Here is a 16,342-nt window from a genome sequence, read left to right on the forward strand (position 1 = left end):
CCAATCACCATGCCAACGCCCATTCTCGATTTCGATGCCCTCGTGCAAGCCATCTCGGGCCGTACGGTACTGTGCATCGGCGACATCATGCTGGACGAGTTCGTCTATGGCGAGGTGTCGCGGATCTCGCCGGAAGCGCCGGCGCCTGTCATCGCGGCACAGCGCAGCGAGATCCACATCGGCGGTGCCGGCAATGTCGCGCGCAACGTCGCCGCGCTCGGCGCGCGCTGCATCTTCGTCGGCCTCGTCGGCGAAGACGATGCGGGCAGGCGGCTCGCCTCGACGCTTGCGGAGCAGGGCGCAATCGAAAGCGTGCTGGTGTGCGATCCCTCGCGTCCCACCACGCGAAAAGTCCGTTTCGTCTCCGAGCATTTTTCCACGCACATGCTGCGTGCGGATTGGGAGCAGGCCCAACCTGCTTCCGATACGATCGAGACCAAGCTGATCGAAGCGATCCTGCCGCAGATCGCGCGCGCCGACATCGTGCTGCTGTCCGACTACGCCAAGGGCGTGCTGACCGCCCGCGTCATCCGCCACACCATCGACGCCGCGCGAAAACTCGGCAAGCCCGTGATCGTCGATCCCAAGAGCCTGAACTGGGCGATCTATCGCGGCGCGACGCTGCTCACGCCCAATCGCAAGGAGTTTTCGGAAGCGACCCGAAGCCGCGCCGACACGCCGCAGAGCATCGCCGATGCCAGCGAGGACGTGATGCGGCTCGCCGATTGCGAGGCGATCCTGGTCACGCAAGGCGAGCACGGCATGACGCTGGTGCCGCGCGACGGCGAGGCCGTTCACGTTCCGGCGTTTCCGGTCAAGGTGCGCGACGTCTCCGGCGCCGGCGACACCGTCGCCGCGGCGCTCGCGGTGTCGCTTGCCACCGGCGCGGACTGGGACACGGCGCTGCGCATGGCCAGTGCCGCGGCCGCGGTCGCCGTCGGCAAGCAGGGCACCGCCAGCGTGAGTGTGGCCGAGTTGAAGCGAAAGATATTGCCGCATGCCTATCTCGCGGCCGAAGAGAAGATCGTGCTCGAGCCCGGTGCGCTCGACGCGCAGCTTGCTGAATGGAAGAAGCAAGGCCAGCGCGTCGGCTTCACCAATGGCTGCTTCGACATCCTGCATCCCGGCCACGTCAAGGTGCTGACAGCGGCGCGCTCCGCCTGCGACCGCCTGATTGTGGGCCTGAACAGCGACGCCTCGGTGCGGCGGCTGAAGGGCGCCGACCGCCCCGTTCAGGACGAGCGAGCGCGTGCGGAAGTGCTGGCGGCGCTCGAAGCCGTCGATCTCGTCGTTATTTTCGATGAGGATACGCCGATCGACCTTATCACCCGCATCAAGCCGAGCGCGCTGATCAAAGGGGGCGATTACACCCGCGAGCAGGTGGTCGGCCATGAGGTCGTCGAGGCCGCGGGCGGCACGGTCGTGCTGGTCGACATTCTCCAGGGCTTCAGCACGACGGCGCTGGTTCATCGCGCGCGGGGAGAGAGCAAATGACGACGCTCGCCGAGGAGACGACCGGCCAGGTGCTGTGGCGGCGTCTGCGCAGTCCGGCGGCCTGGTCCGAGACGGTCGATCTGTTTGCAATCCTGACCGCGGCCTCGCTGCCATGGTCGACGTCGCTTGCGGCGATCTTCAATGTCCTGATGCTGCTCTCCATGGTGCCGTTCCTCGACATCCGAGAGTTCCTGCAATCGCTCAAGCGTCCGATCTGTGCGGCGCCGATTGCGCTGGTCCTGCTCGCGCTGGTGGGGACGCTGTGGTCGGACGCGGCCTGGGGCGCGCGCTTCCATGCGGTCAATCCGACCGTCAAGCTGCTGGTGCTGCCGGTCCTGCTCTATCATTTTGCGCGCTCGCCGCGCGGACATTGGGTGTTCGTCGCCTTCCTGGTGTCCTGCGCGCTGTTGTCGGTGATGTCCTGGGTCGTCGCCTTCTACCCTGATCTTGCGCTCAAATCCGATCGCGTCGAGCGCGGCATCTTCGTCAAGAACTACATCGACCAGAGCCAGGAGTTCACGCTCTGCGCGGTCGCGCTCGCCTATCCGATCGTGCAGTTGCTGCGCCAGAAGCGCTACTGGATCGCCGGGCTGCTCACGGCGCTTGCGCTCGCCTTCTTCGCCAACATGGTGTTCGTGGTGGTATCGCGCACCGCGCTCCTCACGATTCCGATCCTGTTCGGTGTGTTTGCGTTGCTTCATCTGAGATGGCGCAACATCGCGATCATCTCCGCGGCCCTGCTCGTGGGCGCGGTTCTCGCCTGGCAGGCCTCGCCGCAATTGCGCAAGACCGCTGACAGCTTTGCCAGCGACTACACACGCTATGTGGAAAAAGGCGAGTCGACCTCGGCAGGCTTGCGGCTCGAATTCTGGCGGAAATCCCTCGGTTTCTTCGCGGAGGCGCCGATCAAAGGGCACGGTACGGGTTCGACGCGCGGGCTATTCGAGCGTGCCGCGACGCCGGGCAGTGGTCTGTACCAGGCGTCCGCCGAGGTGATCGGCAACCCGCATAACCAGACGCTGAACGTGGCCGTGCAATGGGGCGTCATCGGGGTCGCCGCTCTTTACGCCATCTGGATCCTGCATCTGCTTTTGTTTCGTGGCGACGGGCTCGCAAACTGGGTCGGCCTCCTGGTCGTGGTCCAGAACGTCTTCACCTCGCAGTTCAACTCCCATCTGTTCGACTTCCACGAGGGCTGGATGTACGTCATCGGTGTGGGCGTTGCCGGCGGCATGGTGATCCGGGCCCAGCAGGCCGAGGCGAAGGCGGCAGTAGCCGGTTCCTGAACGGCCGCCCGGATGGCAAACCTTGACGGGCAAATCTTGAGGGGCAAGCCTTGACTGGCATGTCCGGCCGAGATGGGATATCAGCGCGATCAGGTTGCATCTAACTGGATTTTCGGTCAGCGGATGACGCGTCTTTCGCATCTCACCTTGCGCAATGCCATGATCGCGCTCCACGACCTGCTGGCGACCACGGCGGCGCTGTTCGCCGCCTTCTATCTGCGCTTCGAGGGCGGCGACGGCTTCTTCGACCGCCTGCCGCTGCTGATCCAGATCCTGCCCTATTTTCTGGCCTTCAGCTTGGTCGTGTGCTTCGTCTTCAACCTGACCACGACGAAATGGCGCTTCATCTCGCTGCCCGACGCGCTGAACATCATCCGCGTCGCGACCGTGCTCACGGTTGCACTCCTGGTGCTCGACTACATCTTCGTCGCCCCCAACGTTCGCGGCGCCTTCTTCCTCGGCAAGGTGACCATCGTCCTCTACTGGTTCCTCGAGATCTCCTTCCTCAGCGCGTTGCGCATGACCTACCGCTATTTCCGCTACACGCGGGTGCGGCGTCACGCCCGCACCGGAGATGCGGCGCCGACGCTGCTGATCGGCCGCGCCGCGGATGCCGAGGTGCTGTTGCGGGGAATCGAGAGCGGGGCGATCAAGCACATCTGGCCGGTCGGCGTGCTCTCGCCATCGAGTTCCGATCGCGGCCAGTCCATCCGCAACGTCCCGGTTCTGGGCGGCGTCGACGACATCGAGGATGTCGTCGCCGACTTCACCAAGCGCGGCAAGGGGATCGCGCGCGTCGTGATGACGCCGACGGCATTCGAGCCGGAGGCCCATCCCGAATCGATCCTGATGCGGGCGCGCAAGCTCGGCGTGATCGTGAGCCGCATGCCCTCGCTCGAGAGCGGCGATACGCCACGGCTCACGGCCGTCGCCGTCGAGGACCTGCTGTTGCGGCCGAGCGAAAAGATCGACTATGCGCGGCTCGAGGCCCTGATCGAGGGCAAGGCGGTGATCGTCACCGGCGGGGGCGGCTCGATCGGTTCCGAGATCTGCGAGCGCGTCGTCGCGTTCGGCGCGGCGCGCCTTCTGATCGTGGAGAATTCCGAGCCGGCACTCTACGCGATCACGGAAACGCTTGCGGCGCTCGGCACCGCTGCTTCGATCGAAGGGCGGATCGCCGACATCCGCGACCGTGAGCGCATCATGCGCCTGATGGCCGAGTTCAAGCCGGACATCGTGTTCCATGCCGCCGCGCTCAAGCACGTGCCGATCCTCGAGCGCGACTGGAGCGAGGGCGTCAAGACCAACATCTTCGGCTCGATCAACGTTGCCGATGCCGCGCACAGCGCCGGCGCCGAAGCGATGGTGATGATCTCGACCGACAAGGCGATCGAGCCGGTGTCGATGCTCGGCCTGACCAAGCGCTTCGCCGAGATGTATTGCCAGGCGCTCGACCATGATCTTGCGGCGGGTCACGGCGGCGCCAGGCGGTCGATGCGGCTGATCTCGGTCAGGTTCGGCAACGTGCTGGCGTCGAACGGCTCGGTGGTGCCGAAGTTCAAGGCCCAGATCGATGCCGGCGGTCCCGTGACGGTCACGCATCCGGACATGGTCCGCTACTTCATGACCATCCGCGAAGCCTGCGATCTCGTCATCACGGCGGCAACGCATGCGCTGGGAACGCAGCGTTCGGACGTGTCGGTCTATGTGCTCAACATGGGCCAGCCGGTGAAGATCGTCGATCTCGCCGAGCGCATGATCCGCCTGTCGGGCTTGCAACCCGGCTACGACATCGAAATCGTGTTCACGGGCATGCGGCCCGGCGAACGCCTGCACGAAATACTGTTCGCCTCCGAGGAGCCGACCCGCGAGATCGGCGTCGCCGGCATCATGGCCGCACAGCCGAACGAGCCGCCGATGCAGACGCTGCGCAAATGGATTGCGGCGCTGGAGCAGGCGATCGCGCGCGACGATCGGGCCACCATCAGGACCATCCTGAAGGACGCGGTTCCGGAATTCGGGTCGACCGCGGCCTGATCATGCAGCCTCGAGGCAAGATCGTCGTGGCGAGCCAGCATTACCCGCCTGATCCGAGCACGACGGCGGCGATCATGGCCGAGATCGCCTGCCGCATCGCCGAGGATCACGAGGTCGTGGTGCTGTCGGGCTCATCAGGCGCGTTGCCGGCCTCGCAGACCGGCCCGGGCAAGCCGCGGGTCGTCGCCGTCAAGAACCGGATGGCGGGCAAGGCGGCGCTGGTGCGGCGCGGCGCCTCCGAGCTGCTGTTCGCGGCGCGCACGTTCCTGGCGCTGACACGGGAGCTGAGGCGAGGTGACGTCGTGCTCACCGTCACTGCACCGTTCATGCTGCCTTACGCGGTTGCGGCGGCGGCGAGGCTGAAGGGCGCGCGCTCGGCGCTGATCATGCACGACCTCTTCCCCGACGTGCTGGTGATGGCGGGCCTGCTGAAGCCCGGTTCGATCGTGACCATGACGATGCGCGCTGCCAACAGCCTGATGTTCCGCGCGCTCAATGCCGTCATCACCATCGGCCGCGATGCGGAACGGCCGCTGCTGAGCTATTCCGGCATGATGCGAAACAAGATCCGCTTCATCCCGAACTGGGCGACGCTCGTGGCCGCACCCCGGCCGGTGACGGCGGATAATCCGTTCCGCAAAGCGCTCTCGGCGGGTTTCGTTGTCGGCCTGTCGGGCAATCTCGGCTTCACCCATGATCCGGAGATCGTGTTCGAGGCGGCGCGTCTTTTGAGGGCCGAGCCTGACATCCACTTCCTGCTCTCCGGCTGGGGCATCGGCTTCGAGCGATTGAAGCAGTTGCAGGCCGATGCGAACTTGCCCAATGTCTCCTTCGTGGGGCGGGTCGAGGATGCCGAGCTCGAGGCATTCCTGGCGGCGGCCAATCTCTGGATCATTCCGTACCGGAAGGACGTTGCGGGGGTGTCGGTGCCGAGCCGGTTCTACAATCTGCTGGCGGTCGGCCGTCCCGTGGTGCTGGTCTCCGAACCGGAGGCCGAGGCCGCGTTGACGGTGGTGGAGAACGGGCTGGGCTGGGTGGTGACGCCGGGCCGTGCCGATCAACTGGCCGAGGTCATCCGCGCGGCGTCTCGCTCCGACGGTGTCGCCATTGCGGAGCGCGCGGTAAAGGCGGCAGCGAAATTCGATCGCGTCACCGCGATGAACGCCTATGCTGCCCTGGTCGACGAATTGTTGCGCAACCCCGAACTGGCGGAGCAACGATGAACGAGCGCAAGCCAGTCGTGCTGGTGACGGGTGCGAGCGGTTTCGTCGGCCGTCATGTCGTACCCGCGCTGGCGCGCGAGGGGTGGTCGGTCCGCCGCGCGGTGCGCAGACCGGAAGGCATGGACGACGAGGTCGTGATCGAAACGATCGGGTCCGACACCGACTGGCAGGCGGCACTTGAAGGCGTCGATGCCGTCGTTCATCTCGCCGCGCGGGTGCATCACAAGCACGAAGAGCATGCGGTCCAGCTCTATCGCAACGTCAACATTGCCGGCACGCTGCACCTGGCGCGCAGCGCGGCGACGGCCGGCGTGCGCCAGTTCATCTTCATCAGCACCGTTCTCGTGCACGGTCGCAGCAACGAGGGCCGCGCGCCGTTCAGCGAGGACGATATCCTGACGCCGCGCGGTCTCTACGGCATGTCCAAGGCCGCGGCCGAAGCGGGCTTGAAGACGCTGGCGCGCGACAGCGCCATGACGATCTCGGTGATCAGGCCGCCGCTGGTCTATGGTGCGGGCGCCAAGGGCAATTTCGCGCTGTTGACGCGTGCAGTGAACCTCGGTCTGCCGCTGCCCTTTGCCGCGATCCGCAATCACCGCGCCTTCCTTGCCGTGCAGAACCTGTCGTCGTTCATCCTGCGACGGCTCTCTCATCCAGATCCCGCGAGCAATTTCGAGATCTTCCTGGTGGCCGACAGGGAGCAGGTCTCGACGCCCGAGTTCATCGCGCGGCTGGCCAAGGCTGCCGGCAAGAACTCGCGGCTGTTCGGCATGCCGCAGGACCTGCTCAGCACGCTGCTGAGAGTGATGGGCCGGGAGGATACGCAGGACAGCCTGATCGGCTCGCTCGAGCTCAACCTCTCCAAGGTGACCGCAACCGGGTGGCAGCCGCAGGTGTCTCTGGACGAGGGGCTGCGGCTGGCGCTGGCGGCTCAGGACGCCTGAGGGCGGGAGAACCGCCGCAGCACGACGCCGATCGCGATTGCGCCCGCCAGCAGCGCGATCAGCGTGATCGTCACCGAGCTGGCGCGAGCGGTGACGATGGCAAGCCCCGCGAGCACGATATTGAGGGCGAACACCTCCCCGATCACGCGAGAGACCGTGAAGCCGTGGTCGGTGGCGCGCTGGTAGAAATGCGAGCGATGCGCCGACCAGAATTGCTCGCCCCTAGCGATGCGCCGAAACAGCGTGATGGTGGCATCCACGAGGTAATAGGCCGGCAGCAACAGCGCCGCGGCGGGCTGCCCACGCCAGGCGAGCTCGAGCAGGCACCAGCCGAGCAAAAGGCCGATCGGCAGGCTGCCGACATCGCCCAGGAAGACTTTGGCGACCGGCTTGTTGAACGGCGCAAAGCCGAGCATGGCGCCGCACAGCGTCGCGGCGATCAGCGCGGCCGGCCACGACAAGTCGCCGAGCAGTCCCAGAAGCAGCAGCGCCGAGGTGACGGGCACGACTTCCGCCACCGTCATCAGATCGAGCCCGTCCATGAAGTTGACGAGGTTCAAAAACCACACGCCCGCCAGCAGGATGAGTCCGCGCTCCAACGCGAGCGGCAGCGCCGGCACGATGCGCGCGGTCTCGGGCGTGGTGAACACGACGGCGCCAACCGCTGCGGCCTGCAGCACGAGACGCACGAGCACCGGCAGCGACTTGATGTCGTCGGCAAATCCGACCAGGGCGATCAAGACCGTCGCAGCGATCAGCGCCGGCGGAATCGCAACGTCCGCCCAGGCTGCCCAGGCTGATGCGACCAGCAGCGTCGCTGATATCACCGCGATGCCCGCACCCTGCGGAGTCGGGATACGATGAGAGGACCGCGCGTTGGGCCGCGCCAATGCGTAACGCTGGAGCAGGGGGCGGCTGGTCCAGGTGATGACGCCCGACACCAGCGCGGCCATCGCAACGGCAAGCAGCGATGGTATCGCGCCGAGCGCGTCGACGGCCGCGTTCACTCCGGCACCCCGAGCGGCGCCGATCCCTGCGCGGCTTTCTCCGCGCTGAGGATCCAGACCAGGCCGCCGATCGCGCCGACGATGAAGTACACGGCGCCGAACAGCAGCGAGACGTTGACGCCCTCGTTCGTGGCGAGGCCCGCGAAGCCGAAGGCGAGGCTCATGGTGGCTTCACGCACGCCCCAGCCGGCGATCGAGATCGGCATCATCGTGATCAGCATCACTGGCGGCACCAGCACAAAGACGTCGCTGAAGCCGACCGGCGCCGCGATCGACTGCACGACGCACCAGGCGACCACGACGGCCAGCACATGCACGGCGAGCGACAGGATCACGACGGCCGGTCCGCGCGAGCGGCTGAAGATCACGCGGTTGGCGATCACGGCACAGGCGTGAATGTGATGCGTGGCCCACCAGGTTTTCAGCCAGCGCCATTGCAGCGCGCCGAAGACCAGGAAGCCGAGACCACCCGCAAGCGCCGCGAAGTCGACGAGCAGCAGCGCGGAGCGCCCGTGCGGATCGGCGATGAGGGCGTAGCTCCAAGGCAGGCTTGCCACGATCATGATCGCGAGCGCGATCAAACCGATCGCACGGTCGACGAAGATCGAGTAGGTCGCCGCGCGCCAGCCGGCGCCGGCGCGCGCGACGAGCCACAGCCGGACCGCATCGCCGCCGATCGCCGAGGGCAGGGTCTGGTTGAAGAACGATCCGATCACGTTGTAGCGCATGGCCCGGCTGAGCTCGAGCGGGGCGCCGCATTCGGCGCTGATCTCGCGCCAGCGCAACACGCCGACAAAGATTTGCAGGAACGCGATCGCGATCGCCAAGCCGATCCAGAACAGGCTGGTCACGTTGAAACGCGAAAACAGTTCGGACAGATCGACCTTGCGCAGCGCCAGGTAGAGCAGCGCTCCGGAAATCAGGATCTTGGCCGTCGACAGCAGGATTCGGCGCATTTCGCCCGCATGAACAAGGGTTTTGAAGCGACCCGACGCAAGGCGCCGAATTCGGCCGCTTTGGTATGGTTTTGGCGCCGATCTTGCAATAGCGGTGATCGGGAGCCCGCATGCAGGGCGGCGGGCTATTGCGACCCCGTCGACGCCGAGGGTAAAGAGGCGCCGCGGGCGAAAGATCGAGCGACGGATCGGGCGAAGCAGTCCTTGGGAACAGGATGAGGGATCAGGCGATTTTGGTCACAGGTGCCGCCGATTTCATCGGCTTGGTGCCCGCGGATGACCCGGCTGCCGCAAATGCGCCGTCTAAGGTCTACAATGTCGACAACCACCACCCGGAAGAGCTGACGCACGTCGTCGTATTTCTGGAGCAGGAGCTGGGTCGGACGGCGATCAAAGAATTGCTGCCGAGAAACCTTTGGAAACGTTCGCGGATGTCGAGGATCTGATGCGCGACGCCGGCTTTGCACCGTCAAGGCCGATCGCGCACGGAGTTCGTAATTGTGTCACCTGGTATCGGGACGACTTCAAGGTTTGAGATGACGATGGACAAACGCATTATCCCCCTGATCATGTGCGGCGGTGCCGGAACGCGGCTGTGGCCGGCTTCGCGCGAGGTGCGCCCCAAGCAATTCCTGCCGCTGTTCGGCACGCGCTCGACCTTCCAGGACACGCTCTTACGCGTTTCGGAGGCCTCGCTGTTCGATCGTCCGATCGTCATCACCAATGCGTCCTACCGCTTCATGGTGCTGGAGCAGCTCGCTGAGATCGGCATCGAGGCGGACGTGATCCTCGAGCCGATGCGGCGGGATTCGGGCCCGGCGATCGCAGCCGGCGCTGTGTTCGCGCAGAACCGCTCGAGTGAGGCGATCGTGCTCGCGCTCGCCGCCGATCATGTGGTGCAGGACAATGCCGCGTTCGTCGCGGCGTGCCGCCAAGGCCTCACCGCCGCGAGTGCCGGGCGCATCGTCACGTTCGGCGTCAAACCGGAGCGGCCGGCGACCGAATACGGCTATATCAGCCCGGGCGAGGTCATCTCCGGCGAGGTGCACGCGGTCGCGCGCTTCGTCGAGAAGCCGGATGCGGTGAAGGCGGCCGACTACGTCAATTCCGGCTATCTCTGGAACAGCGGCAATTTCATGTTCCCGGCAAGTGTCCTGCTCGACGAATACCGCAGGGTCGATGCGGCGAGCGTGGAGGCGATTTCCACTGCTGTTAGTAACGCCGGACGCGATCTCGGCTTCGTGACGCTGGAGCCCGAGGCGTTCGGCGCGGCCAAGGCGATCTCGATCGACTATGCGGTGATGGAGAAGACCGCGCGCGCAGCGGTCGTGCCGGTGTCGTGCGGCTGGTCCGACGTCGGCTCCTGGCACGCGGTGTGGGAATTGTCGGACAAGGACGCGCAAGGCAATGCTTCGCACGGCGCCGCCGTGTTCGAGGATTCCCGCAACTGCAACGTCACCACCGATGCCGCGCTGGTCGCGCTCGAAGGCGTCGACGATCTTATCGTGGTGGCGACCGCGGATGCGGTTCTGGTCTCGCGCCAGAAGGATGCCAACGGGCTGAAGCGGCTGGTCACAAAACTCAAGGCGGTCGCGCCGAAAGTCACCGAGGAGCACCTCAAAGTGCATCGGCCCTGGGGCAGCTATCAGTCGGTCGACAATGGCGAGCGCCACCAGGTCAAGCGCATCGTGGTGAAGCCGGGCGGACGTCTGTCGCTGCAGAAGCACCATCATCGCGCCGAGCACTGGATCGTCGTCCGCGGCACGGCCCGCGTCACCGTCAACGAGACCGTCAAAAGCGTGCACGAGAACGAGTCGATCTACATCCCGATGGGCGCGGTGCACCGGATGGAGAACCCCGGTAAAATCATGCTGGAGCTGATCGAGGTCCAGACTGGAAGTTATCTCGGGGAAGACGACATCATCCGGATTGAAGACGACTATCAAAGGTCGTAACCAGCACACTCCGAATCACGCGACCCGGGCCAAAACAGTGGTCTCTTTCAGAGGCTTAAGCCCGGGGAGCGTGTAACTGTTTGAATCAAATCGTGTCCGGACCGCTAGCTCCGCATTCGCCACAAATGTGGCGTCCGTGCTAGAAGCGCCTCGGGGATTTGCGTTGAATCGGGGTTTGCTCAAATGAGTTCCACAGGATCTGCACCGGCAAAGGCCGGCTTGCGCGTCGGCGTCATTGGCGCCGGTGTGATGGGCAGCAACCACGCGCGCGTGCTTGCGGGTCTTCCCGGCGTCAGCCTCGTCGGCGTCGTCGATCCTTCGCCGGCACATCGCACCCGGGCGATGGAGCTTGCCAATTGCGCGAGCTTCGAGACGCTCGACCAGCTGCTGGCCGAAGGCGTCGATGCGGTCACCATCGCGGCGCCGACCCATCTGCATCACGAGGTCTCGCTCGCCTGCATCGCCAAGAACATCCACGTGCTGGTCGAGAAGCCGATTGCGTCCACGGTCGCGGAAGGCCGCGAGATCGTCACGGCTGCGCAAAAGGCCGGCGTGACGCTGATGGTCGGCCATGTCGAGCGCTTCAATCCGGCGGTCGCCGCCGTCAAGCAGGCGATCGCGGGCGAGGATATTCTGTCGATCGCGATCACGCGCGTCGGCCCGTTCCCGCCCCGCATGTCCAATGTCGGCGTCGTCATCGATCTTGCCGTGCACGACATCGACCTGATCCGCTGGTTCACCGAATCCGACATCGTCGAGGTGCAGCCGCAATTGTCGAGTGCGGTCGCCGAGCGCGAGGACATCGCGCTCTTGCAGTTCCGCACCGCCAACGGCGTGCTCGCGCACATCAACACCAACTGGCTGACGCCGTTCAAGGCACGCAGCGTCACGGTCGCGACCCGCGGCAAATACGTGATGGGCGATCTCTTGACGCGCCAGGTCACCGAATGTTTCGGCTTCAAGCCTGACGGCAGCTATTCGATGCGGCATCTGCCAGTCGGCCATGACGAGCCGCTCCGCGCCGAGCTGATCGCGTTCCTCAAGGCCGTGCGTCATGGCGAGACGCCGGCGGTCACCGGCGACGAAGGCGTCGCCAGCCTCGAGATCGCGACGCAGTGCCTGGAAACGCCGTCCCGCCCCGCAGCCTCGTCGTCTGCCCGCAAGGGTCCGCGCCGCGTTGCCGGCTGAACTCTTTCCATGTCGACCAGCCAAGAAGGCGCCATGAACCAGCATCTGCGTTCCGAACCCATTCCCTTTATCGACGTCGCCTCGCAGCGCCGCCGGCTCGGCGACTCGCTCGATGCCGCCGTGAAGCGGGTTCTCGATCATTGCCAGTTCGTCAACGGCCCTGAAGTCGCCGAGCTCGAGAAGCAGCTTGCGGCTTATTGCGGCGCCAAGCACGTCATCGGCTGCGCCAGCGGCACCGATGCGATCCTGATGGTGATGATGGCGAAGAATGTCGGGCCCGGCGACGCCGTGCTGTGTCCGTCCTTCACCTTCATCGCGACGGCTTCGCCGGTGGCGCGGACCGGCGCGACGCCGGTTTATGTCGACGTCGACGAAGCGACCTTCAACATGAGCCCGGAATCGCTCAAGCGCGGCATCGCGACGGCCCGCAAGGCCGGCCTCAAGCCCGTCGCGATCATTCCGGTCGATTTGTTCGGCCAGCCGGCCGATCACGACGCCATCGCCGAGATCGCCAAGGCCGAAGGCCTGTTCGTGCTCGACGACGCCGCGCAGGGTTTTGGCGCGAGCTACAAGGGCCGCAAGCTCGGCACCTTGGCACTCGCCACCGCGACCAGCTTCTTCCCCGCAAAGCCGCTCGGCTGCTTCGGTGACGGCGGCGCGATCTTCACCGACGACGATGAGCTCGCGGCGACGCTGCGCAGCATCCGCGTACACGGGCAGGGCGTCGATAAATACGACAACGTCCGCCTCGGCCTGACCGGCCGGCTCGACACCATGCAGGCCGCGATCCTGCTCGAGAAGCTGAAGATCTTCGACGACGAGATCGCTGCCCGCAACAAGGTCGCCGAGCGCTACGCGCGCGGTCTCAGCAATGTGGTCACCGTGCCGCGCGTTGCGCCTGGCAATAGTTCGGTCTGGGCGCAGTACACGATCCGCCTCCCTGAAGGCACCGACCGCGACGGCTTTGCCGCCGCATTGAAGGCCCAGGGCGTGCCGACGGCGATCTACTACGGCAAGTCGATGCATCAGCAGACGGCCTACAAGCAGTACCCGGTCGCCGAAGGCGGCCTGCCGGGCTGCGAGAGCCTGTCGCAGGACGTCATCAGCCTGCCGATGCACGCCTATCTGACCGAAGCCGATCAGGAGCGAATCATCGCGGCCGTACGCGGCGCGCTTTCAACCTGATTTCGCCGTTCTTGCCCTCTCCCCTTGTGGGGGAGGGTGGCTCGCCGCAAAGCGGCGAGACGGGTGAGGGGTCTCTCTCCGCCCGGAATGCGCGGGGAGAGACCCCTCACCCCAATGAGTTTGCGTCTACTTGCGGCGCTGCCCTCTCCCACAGGGGGAGAGGGCACAGCAATGCGCATTCGCAAGATGCAATCGACCTCTGTTCGATAAGCCTCTAAAACAGACGCATGCTCGGACGTATCTTCACGGTTGGTGGTTACACGCTGCTCTCGCGGCTGACGGGATTTGCCCGCGACATCATGCTCGCTGCAATTCTCGGCGCGGGCCCCGTGGCCGACGCCTTTTTCGTGGCGCTGCGGCTGCCCAACCATTTCCGTGCGATCTTTGCCGAGGGGGCGTTCAACGCCGCCTGGGTGCCGGCCTATGCGCATGTCCATGGCGAGCGCGGGGAGGGGGCGGCAAGATTGTTCGCCGACCGCATCTTCACGCTGCTGCTGGCCTCGCAGGTGGTGCTGCTGATCGTCGCCTGGCTGTTCATGCCGCAGGCCATGAGCATTTTGGCCCCCGGCTTTAGCGAGGACGCCGAGCAGCGCAAGCTCGCGATCGAGCTGACCCGGATTACTTTTCCCTATCTGCTGCTGATCACGCTGGTGACGCTCTATGGCGGCATGCTCAACGTGATGCAGCGCTTCGCCAGCGCCGCAGCCGCGTCGATCTTCCTCAACATCTCGATGATGATGACGCTGGCGCTCGCCGCCTGGTTTCCCAGCGCGGGCCACGCCGCCGCCTGGGGCGTCCTGATCTCGGGCTTCCTGCAATATGCCCTGCTCGCCGGCGATCTCGCCCGCCATGGCGGCCTGCCGCGCTTTGCGCCGCTCAAGCTCGACGAAGACGTCCGCGCATTCTTTAGGGCGCTCGGGCCGGCGACGCTGGGCTCGATGGGCACGCAGCTCGCGCTGTTTGCCGACACCATCATCGCGACCTTCCTGCCCGCGGGCGCGTTGTCGGCGCTGTATTATGCCGACCGTCTCAACCAGCTCCCGATCGGCGTGATCGGCATTGCCATCGGTACGGTGCTGCTGCCGGAGATGTCGCGGCGGATCACGGCCAACGACCATGACGGAGCGATGAAGGCGCAGCGCCGTGCGTTCGATTTCACGCTGCTGTTCTCGGTGCCGTTCGTCGCCGCCTTCCTCACCGTGCCTGACGCGATCATGCGCGCGTTGTTCGCCCGCGGGGCGTTCTCGAAAGCCGATGCCGCCGCCGCAGGCGCCACGCTCGCGGCCTATGCCATCGGTCTCATCCCCTTCGTGCTGATCCGCAGCGCGGTCGCGACCTTCTATGCGCGCAAGGATACAGCGACGCCGGTTCGCGCCTCCCTGACCGGCATCGCGGTCAACGTCGCCCTCAAGGTCGCCTTGATGGGATCGCTTGCCCAGATCGGGCTTGCGCTTGCCACTGCCGTCGGCGTCTGGACCAATCTGCTGCTGGTGCTGTTCTTCGCGGTGCGGCGAGGCTTTCTCGTGCTGGACCGCGCCTGGCTATTTTCGCTCGCCAAATTCCTGCTGACCGGGATCATCCTGGCGGCTGCCTTCTGGCTGATCGCGCGCTTCGGCGGTCCTTCGTTCGGCTGGATGCACTTCCGGGACGAATTGACGCTGCTTCTGCTGGCCGTCGGGGGCACGATCGTCTATGGGCTCGCCATCCTCGCGCTGTTCGGCCGCCGCTGGCTGGTCTCGCTGGTGCGGGGTTAACTTTTTCATATTTTCAACGCATTGACGGCTCGACCTTGTCGGCACGGGCCAGTCTCGATCGTCCTTGGATGGACATACCTCGGAAGTGCGGCGGATGGACCCCGCACACGTGACGTGATGCCGTCACCTCGAGCCGGCAAAAAGTCGAACCAGGAGCACTGTTTATGAGGATCACCGTCGAAACCAACGTAGCAGCCCCCATCGATCAGGTCTGGCGCGCATATACGACGCCGGCCGACATCATGAAGTGGAACGCCGCGTCCGACGATTGGCATACGACCAAGGCGACCGTCGACCTGCGAGAAGGCGGTGTCTTCTCATCGCGCATGGAGGCCAAGGACGGCAGCATGGGCTTTGACTTCGCCGGTACCTACACGAAAATCATCGAGCACAAGCGGATCGAATACGCGTTCGGCGAGCGAAAAGCTGAAGTCGAGTTTGTGCCCGGCCCGAAGGGCATTCTCGTCCGCGTGGTCTTCGATGGCGAATCGACGCATTCGGTCGAGCAGCAGCAAGGCGGTTGGCAGGCAATCCTCGACAACTTCGCACGATACGTGGAAGCGAAGCAGAAGAAGTCGTGAAGACCGTTTAAGGGGGAAGAAAGCGCCAGAGTAAGGTGCTCGCCCCCAGGATGTGACGGACGACCATACATCCCTTGATATCGCGCAGTGGCTGTGGTATTGGCGTCTCATGATCAAATCGTCGCGCAAACTCAACCGCAACCACATGACCCGCTTCGGCTGGGCCGTGGAAGGAGTCGCGCGCTAGAATTCGACGACGACATCTTTTCACCAGGCCCCGCCGGCATCGGACGGGGCCTTTTGTTTGGCCACGCTTCCCTGCCGGCACAACAGCAGGAGCGTCCGATGCCACCCCAACAGACGAACATCACATCCGAGGCCGAGGGGCTTCCCCTCGAGCTCGCATCAGCGTGGAGCGTCCTAGGTTTGCTCGCGCAATACTGGCGTGCGCTTCAGGAGTGGCGCTGGCGGCAGCGCCCACAAATCGCCTTGCAGGACCTGAGTGACAGGGAGCTGATGGACATCGGCTTGACCCGTGGCGAGGTCGACTACATCTCGCCTGAACGAACTATCGATAGGTTGAGGGATCACGCCACGCACCTATGGAGCCGCGCGGGAATGTAAATGTTCAGTCATCCAAAGCGGACATGCGCCTTGTGAGCAAGCAGTCGTCAGTACGCCTGCTTGTTCTCAGGCGTGCACCGCGGGGTGGGTTCGGCAACTATCATGCCATCAAGCGGACCGATCCTCACAGCGAAATGACCGAGTTGCGGCTCTTCCGTTCCATCCTGC

General features: G+C 65.1%; 14 protein-coding genes. 12 read left to right on the top strand and 2 right to left on the bottom strand.

The genetic code is table 11. The features are described 5' to 3' along the window. Positions 1-9 precede the first annotated feature (9 nt). From rfaE1 to ABIB66_RS10785, 5 genes are all read left to right on the top strand, one after another. Positions 10-1,494 (top strand): D-glycero-beta-D-manno-heptose-7-phosphate kinase, encoded by a 1,485-nt coding sequence (gene rfaE1, locus ABIB66_RS10765; RefSeq protein ID WP_354254824.1) that lies wholly within the window; start codon positions 10-12, stop codon positions 1,492-1,494. Next, on the top strand, positions 1,491-2,780 hold the full coding sequence (locus tag ABIB66_RS10770; RefSeq protein WP_354254825.1) for an O-antigen ligase family protein: 1,290 nt from the start codon (positions 1,491-1,493) through the stop codon (positions 2,778-2,780). The genes rfaE1 and ABIB66_RS10770 overlap by 4 nt, the downstream gene beginning before the upstream one ends. A 123-nt stretch (positions 2,781-2,903) precedes the next feature. Beyond that, positions 2,904-4,817 carry an SDR family NAD(P)-dependent oxidoreductase gene (locus ABIB66_RS10775; RefSeq protein WP_354254826.1) on the top strand — a complete coding sequence of 638 codons (1,914 nt, stop codon included), beginning with the start codon at positions 2,904-2,906 and terminating at the stop codon, positions 4,815-4,817. A 2-nt stretch (positions 4,818-4,819) separates the two neighbouring features. After that, positions 4,820-6,040 carry a glycosyltransferase family 4 protein gene (locus ABIB66_RS10780; RefSeq protein WP_354254827.1) on the top strand — a complete coding sequence of 407 codons (1,221 nt, stop codon included), beginning with the start codon at positions 4,820-4,822 and terminating at the stop codon, positions 6,038-6,040. Continuing rightward, positions 6,037-6,984, top strand: a complete 948-nt coding sequence (locus ABIB66_RS10785; RefSeq protein ID WP_354254828.1) for an NAD-dependent epimerase/dehydratase family protein — start codon at positions 6,037-6,039, stop codon at positions 6,982-6,984. The genes ABIB66_RS10780 and ABIB66_RS10785 overlap by 4 nt, the downstream gene beginning before the upstream one ends. Here the strand turns inward: ABIB66_RS10785 and ABIB66_RS10790 are convergent. Continuing rightward, positions 6,972-7,991, bottom strand: a complete 1,020-nt coding sequence (locus ABIB66_RS10790; RefSeq protein ID WP_354254829.1) for an MraY family glycosyltransferase — start codon at positions 7,989-7,991, stop codon at positions 6,972-6,974. The genes ABIB66_RS10785 and ABIB66_RS10790 overlap by 13 nt on opposite strands. Then, complete coding sequence (locus tag ABIB66_RS10795; RefSeq protein ID WP_354254830.1) at positions 7,988-8,947, bottom strand: lysylphosphatidylglycerol synthase transmembrane domain-containing protein; 960 nt, start codon at positions 8,945-8,947, stop codon at positions 7,988-7,990. Before ABIB66_RS10795 ends, ABIB66_RS10790 begins: the two co-directional genes overlap by 4 nt. A gap of 215 nt (positions 8,948-9,162) precedes the next feature. On the opposite strand from ABIB66_RS10795, the gene ABIB66_RS10800 reads away from it, so the two are divergent. From ABIB66_RS10800 to ABIB66_RS10830, 7 genes are all read left to right on the top strand, one after another. Continuing rightward, a complete protein-coding gene (locus ABIB66_RS10800; RefSeq protein WP_502918322.1) occupies positions 9,163-9,393 on the top strand; it encodes a hypothetical protein in 231 nt (76 codons plus the stop codon). Between the two features lie 96 nt (positions 9,394-9,489). Continuing rightward, positions 9,490-10,902, top strand: coding sequence for a mannose-1-phosphate guanylyltransferase/mannose-6-phosphate isomerase (locus ABIB66_RS10805; RefSeq protein ID WP_354254831.1), 1,413 nt, complete (start codon positions 9,490-9,492; stop codon positions 10,900-10,902). A 183-nt stretch (positions 10,903-11,085) separates the two neighbouring features. After that, complete coding sequence (locus ABIB66_RS10810) at positions 11,086-12,090, top strand: Gfo/Idh/MocA family protein (protein ID WP_275169940.1); 1,005 nt, start codon at positions 11,086-11,088, stop codon at positions 12,088-12,090. Positions 12,091-12,099: 9 nt separating this feature from the next. Then, positions 12,100-13,275, top strand: a complete 1,176-nt coding sequence (locus ABIB66_RS10815; RefSeq protein WP_354254832.1) for a DegT/DnrJ/EryC1/StrS family aminotransferase — start codon at positions 12,100-12,102, stop codon at positions 13,273-13,275. A 227-nt stretch (positions 13,276-13,502) separates the two neighbouring features. Beyond that, a complete protein-coding gene (gene murJ, locus ABIB66_RS10820) occupies positions 13,503-15,029 on the top strand; it encodes a murein biosynthesis integral membrane protein MurJ (RefSeq protein ID WP_354254833.1) in 1,527 nt (508 codons plus the stop codon). Between the two features lie 164 nt (positions 15,030-15,193). After that, positions 15,194-15,610, top strand: a complete 417-nt coding sequence (locus ABIB66_RS10825; RefSeq protein ID WP_354208378.1) for an SRPBCC family protein — start codon at positions 15,194-15,196, stop codon at positions 15,608-15,610. 285 nt (positions 15,611-15,895) lie between these two features. Then, positions 15,896-16,174: a DUF1127 domain-containing protein gene (locus ABIB66_RS10830; RefSeq protein ID WP_354254834.1), complete on the top strand. Its 279-nt coding sequence runs from the start codon at positions 15,896-15,898 to the stop codon at positions 16,172-16,174. Positions 16,175-16,342: the final 168 nt, after the last annotated feature.

The sequence above is a fragment of the Bradyrhizobium sp. F1.13.3 genome (assembly GCF_040548265.1).
Taxonomy (GTDB): Bacteria; Pseudomonadota; Alphaproteobacteria; order Rhizobiales; family Xanthobacteraceae; genus Bradyrhizobium.

Excerpts from the sequence above, each read along its gene's own strand:
- murJ (WP_354254833.1), top strand. The coding sequence starts at position 13,503 with ATGCTCGGACGTATCTTCACGGTTGGTGGTTACACGCTGCTCTCGCGG.
- ABIB66_RS10795 (WP_354254830.1), bottom strand. The coding sequence starts at position 8,947 with ATGCGCCGAATCCTGCTGTCGACGGCCAAGATCCTGATTTCCGGAGCG.
- ABIB66_RS10775 (WP_354254826.1), top strand. The coding sequence starts at position 2,904 with ATGACGCGTCTTTCGCATCTCACCTTGCGCAATGCCATGATCGCGCTC.
- ABIB66_RS10780 (WP_354254827.1), top strand. The coding sequence starts at position 4,820 with ATGCAGCCTCGAGGCAAGATCGTCGTGGCGAGCCAGCATTACCCGCCT.
- ABIB66_RS10830 (WP_354254834.1), top strand. The coding sequence starts at position 15,896 with ATGCCACCCCAACAGACGAACATCACATCCGAGGCCGAGGGGCTTCCC.
- ABIB66_RS10770 (WP_354254825.1), top strand. The coding sequence starts at position 1,491 with ATGACGACGCTCGCCGAGGAGACGACCGGCCAGGTGCTGTGGCGGCGT.
- ABIB66_RS10785 (WP_354254828.1), top strand. The coding sequence starts at position 6,037 with ATGAACGAGCGCAAGCCAGTCGTGCTGGTGACGGGTGCGAGCGGTTTC.
- ABIB66_RS10810 (WP_275169940.1), top strand. The coding sequence starts at position 11,086 with ATGAGTTCCACAGGATCTGCACCGGCAAAGGCCGGCTTGCGCGTCGGC.
- ABIB66_RS10815 (WP_354254832.1), top strand. The coding sequence starts at position 12,100 with ATGTCGACCAGCCAAGAAGGCGCCATGAACCAGCATCTGCGTTCCGAA.
- ABIB66_RS10800 (WP_502918322.1), top strand. The coding sequence starts at position 9,163 with ATGAGGGATCAGGCGATTTTGGTCACAGGTGCCGCCGATTTCATCGGC.
- ABIB66_RS10805 (WP_354254831.1), top strand. The coding sequence starts at position 9,490 with ATGGACAAACGCATTATCCCCCTGATCATGTGCGGCGGTGCCGGAACG.
- ABIB66_RS10825 (WP_354208378.1), top strand. The coding sequence starts at position 15,194 with ATGAGGATCACCGTCGAAACCAACGTAGCAGCCCCCATCGATCAGGTC.
- rfaE1 (WP_354254824.1), top strand. The coding sequence starts at position 10 with ATGCCAACGCCCATTCTCGATTTCGATGCCCTCGTGCAAGCCATCTCG.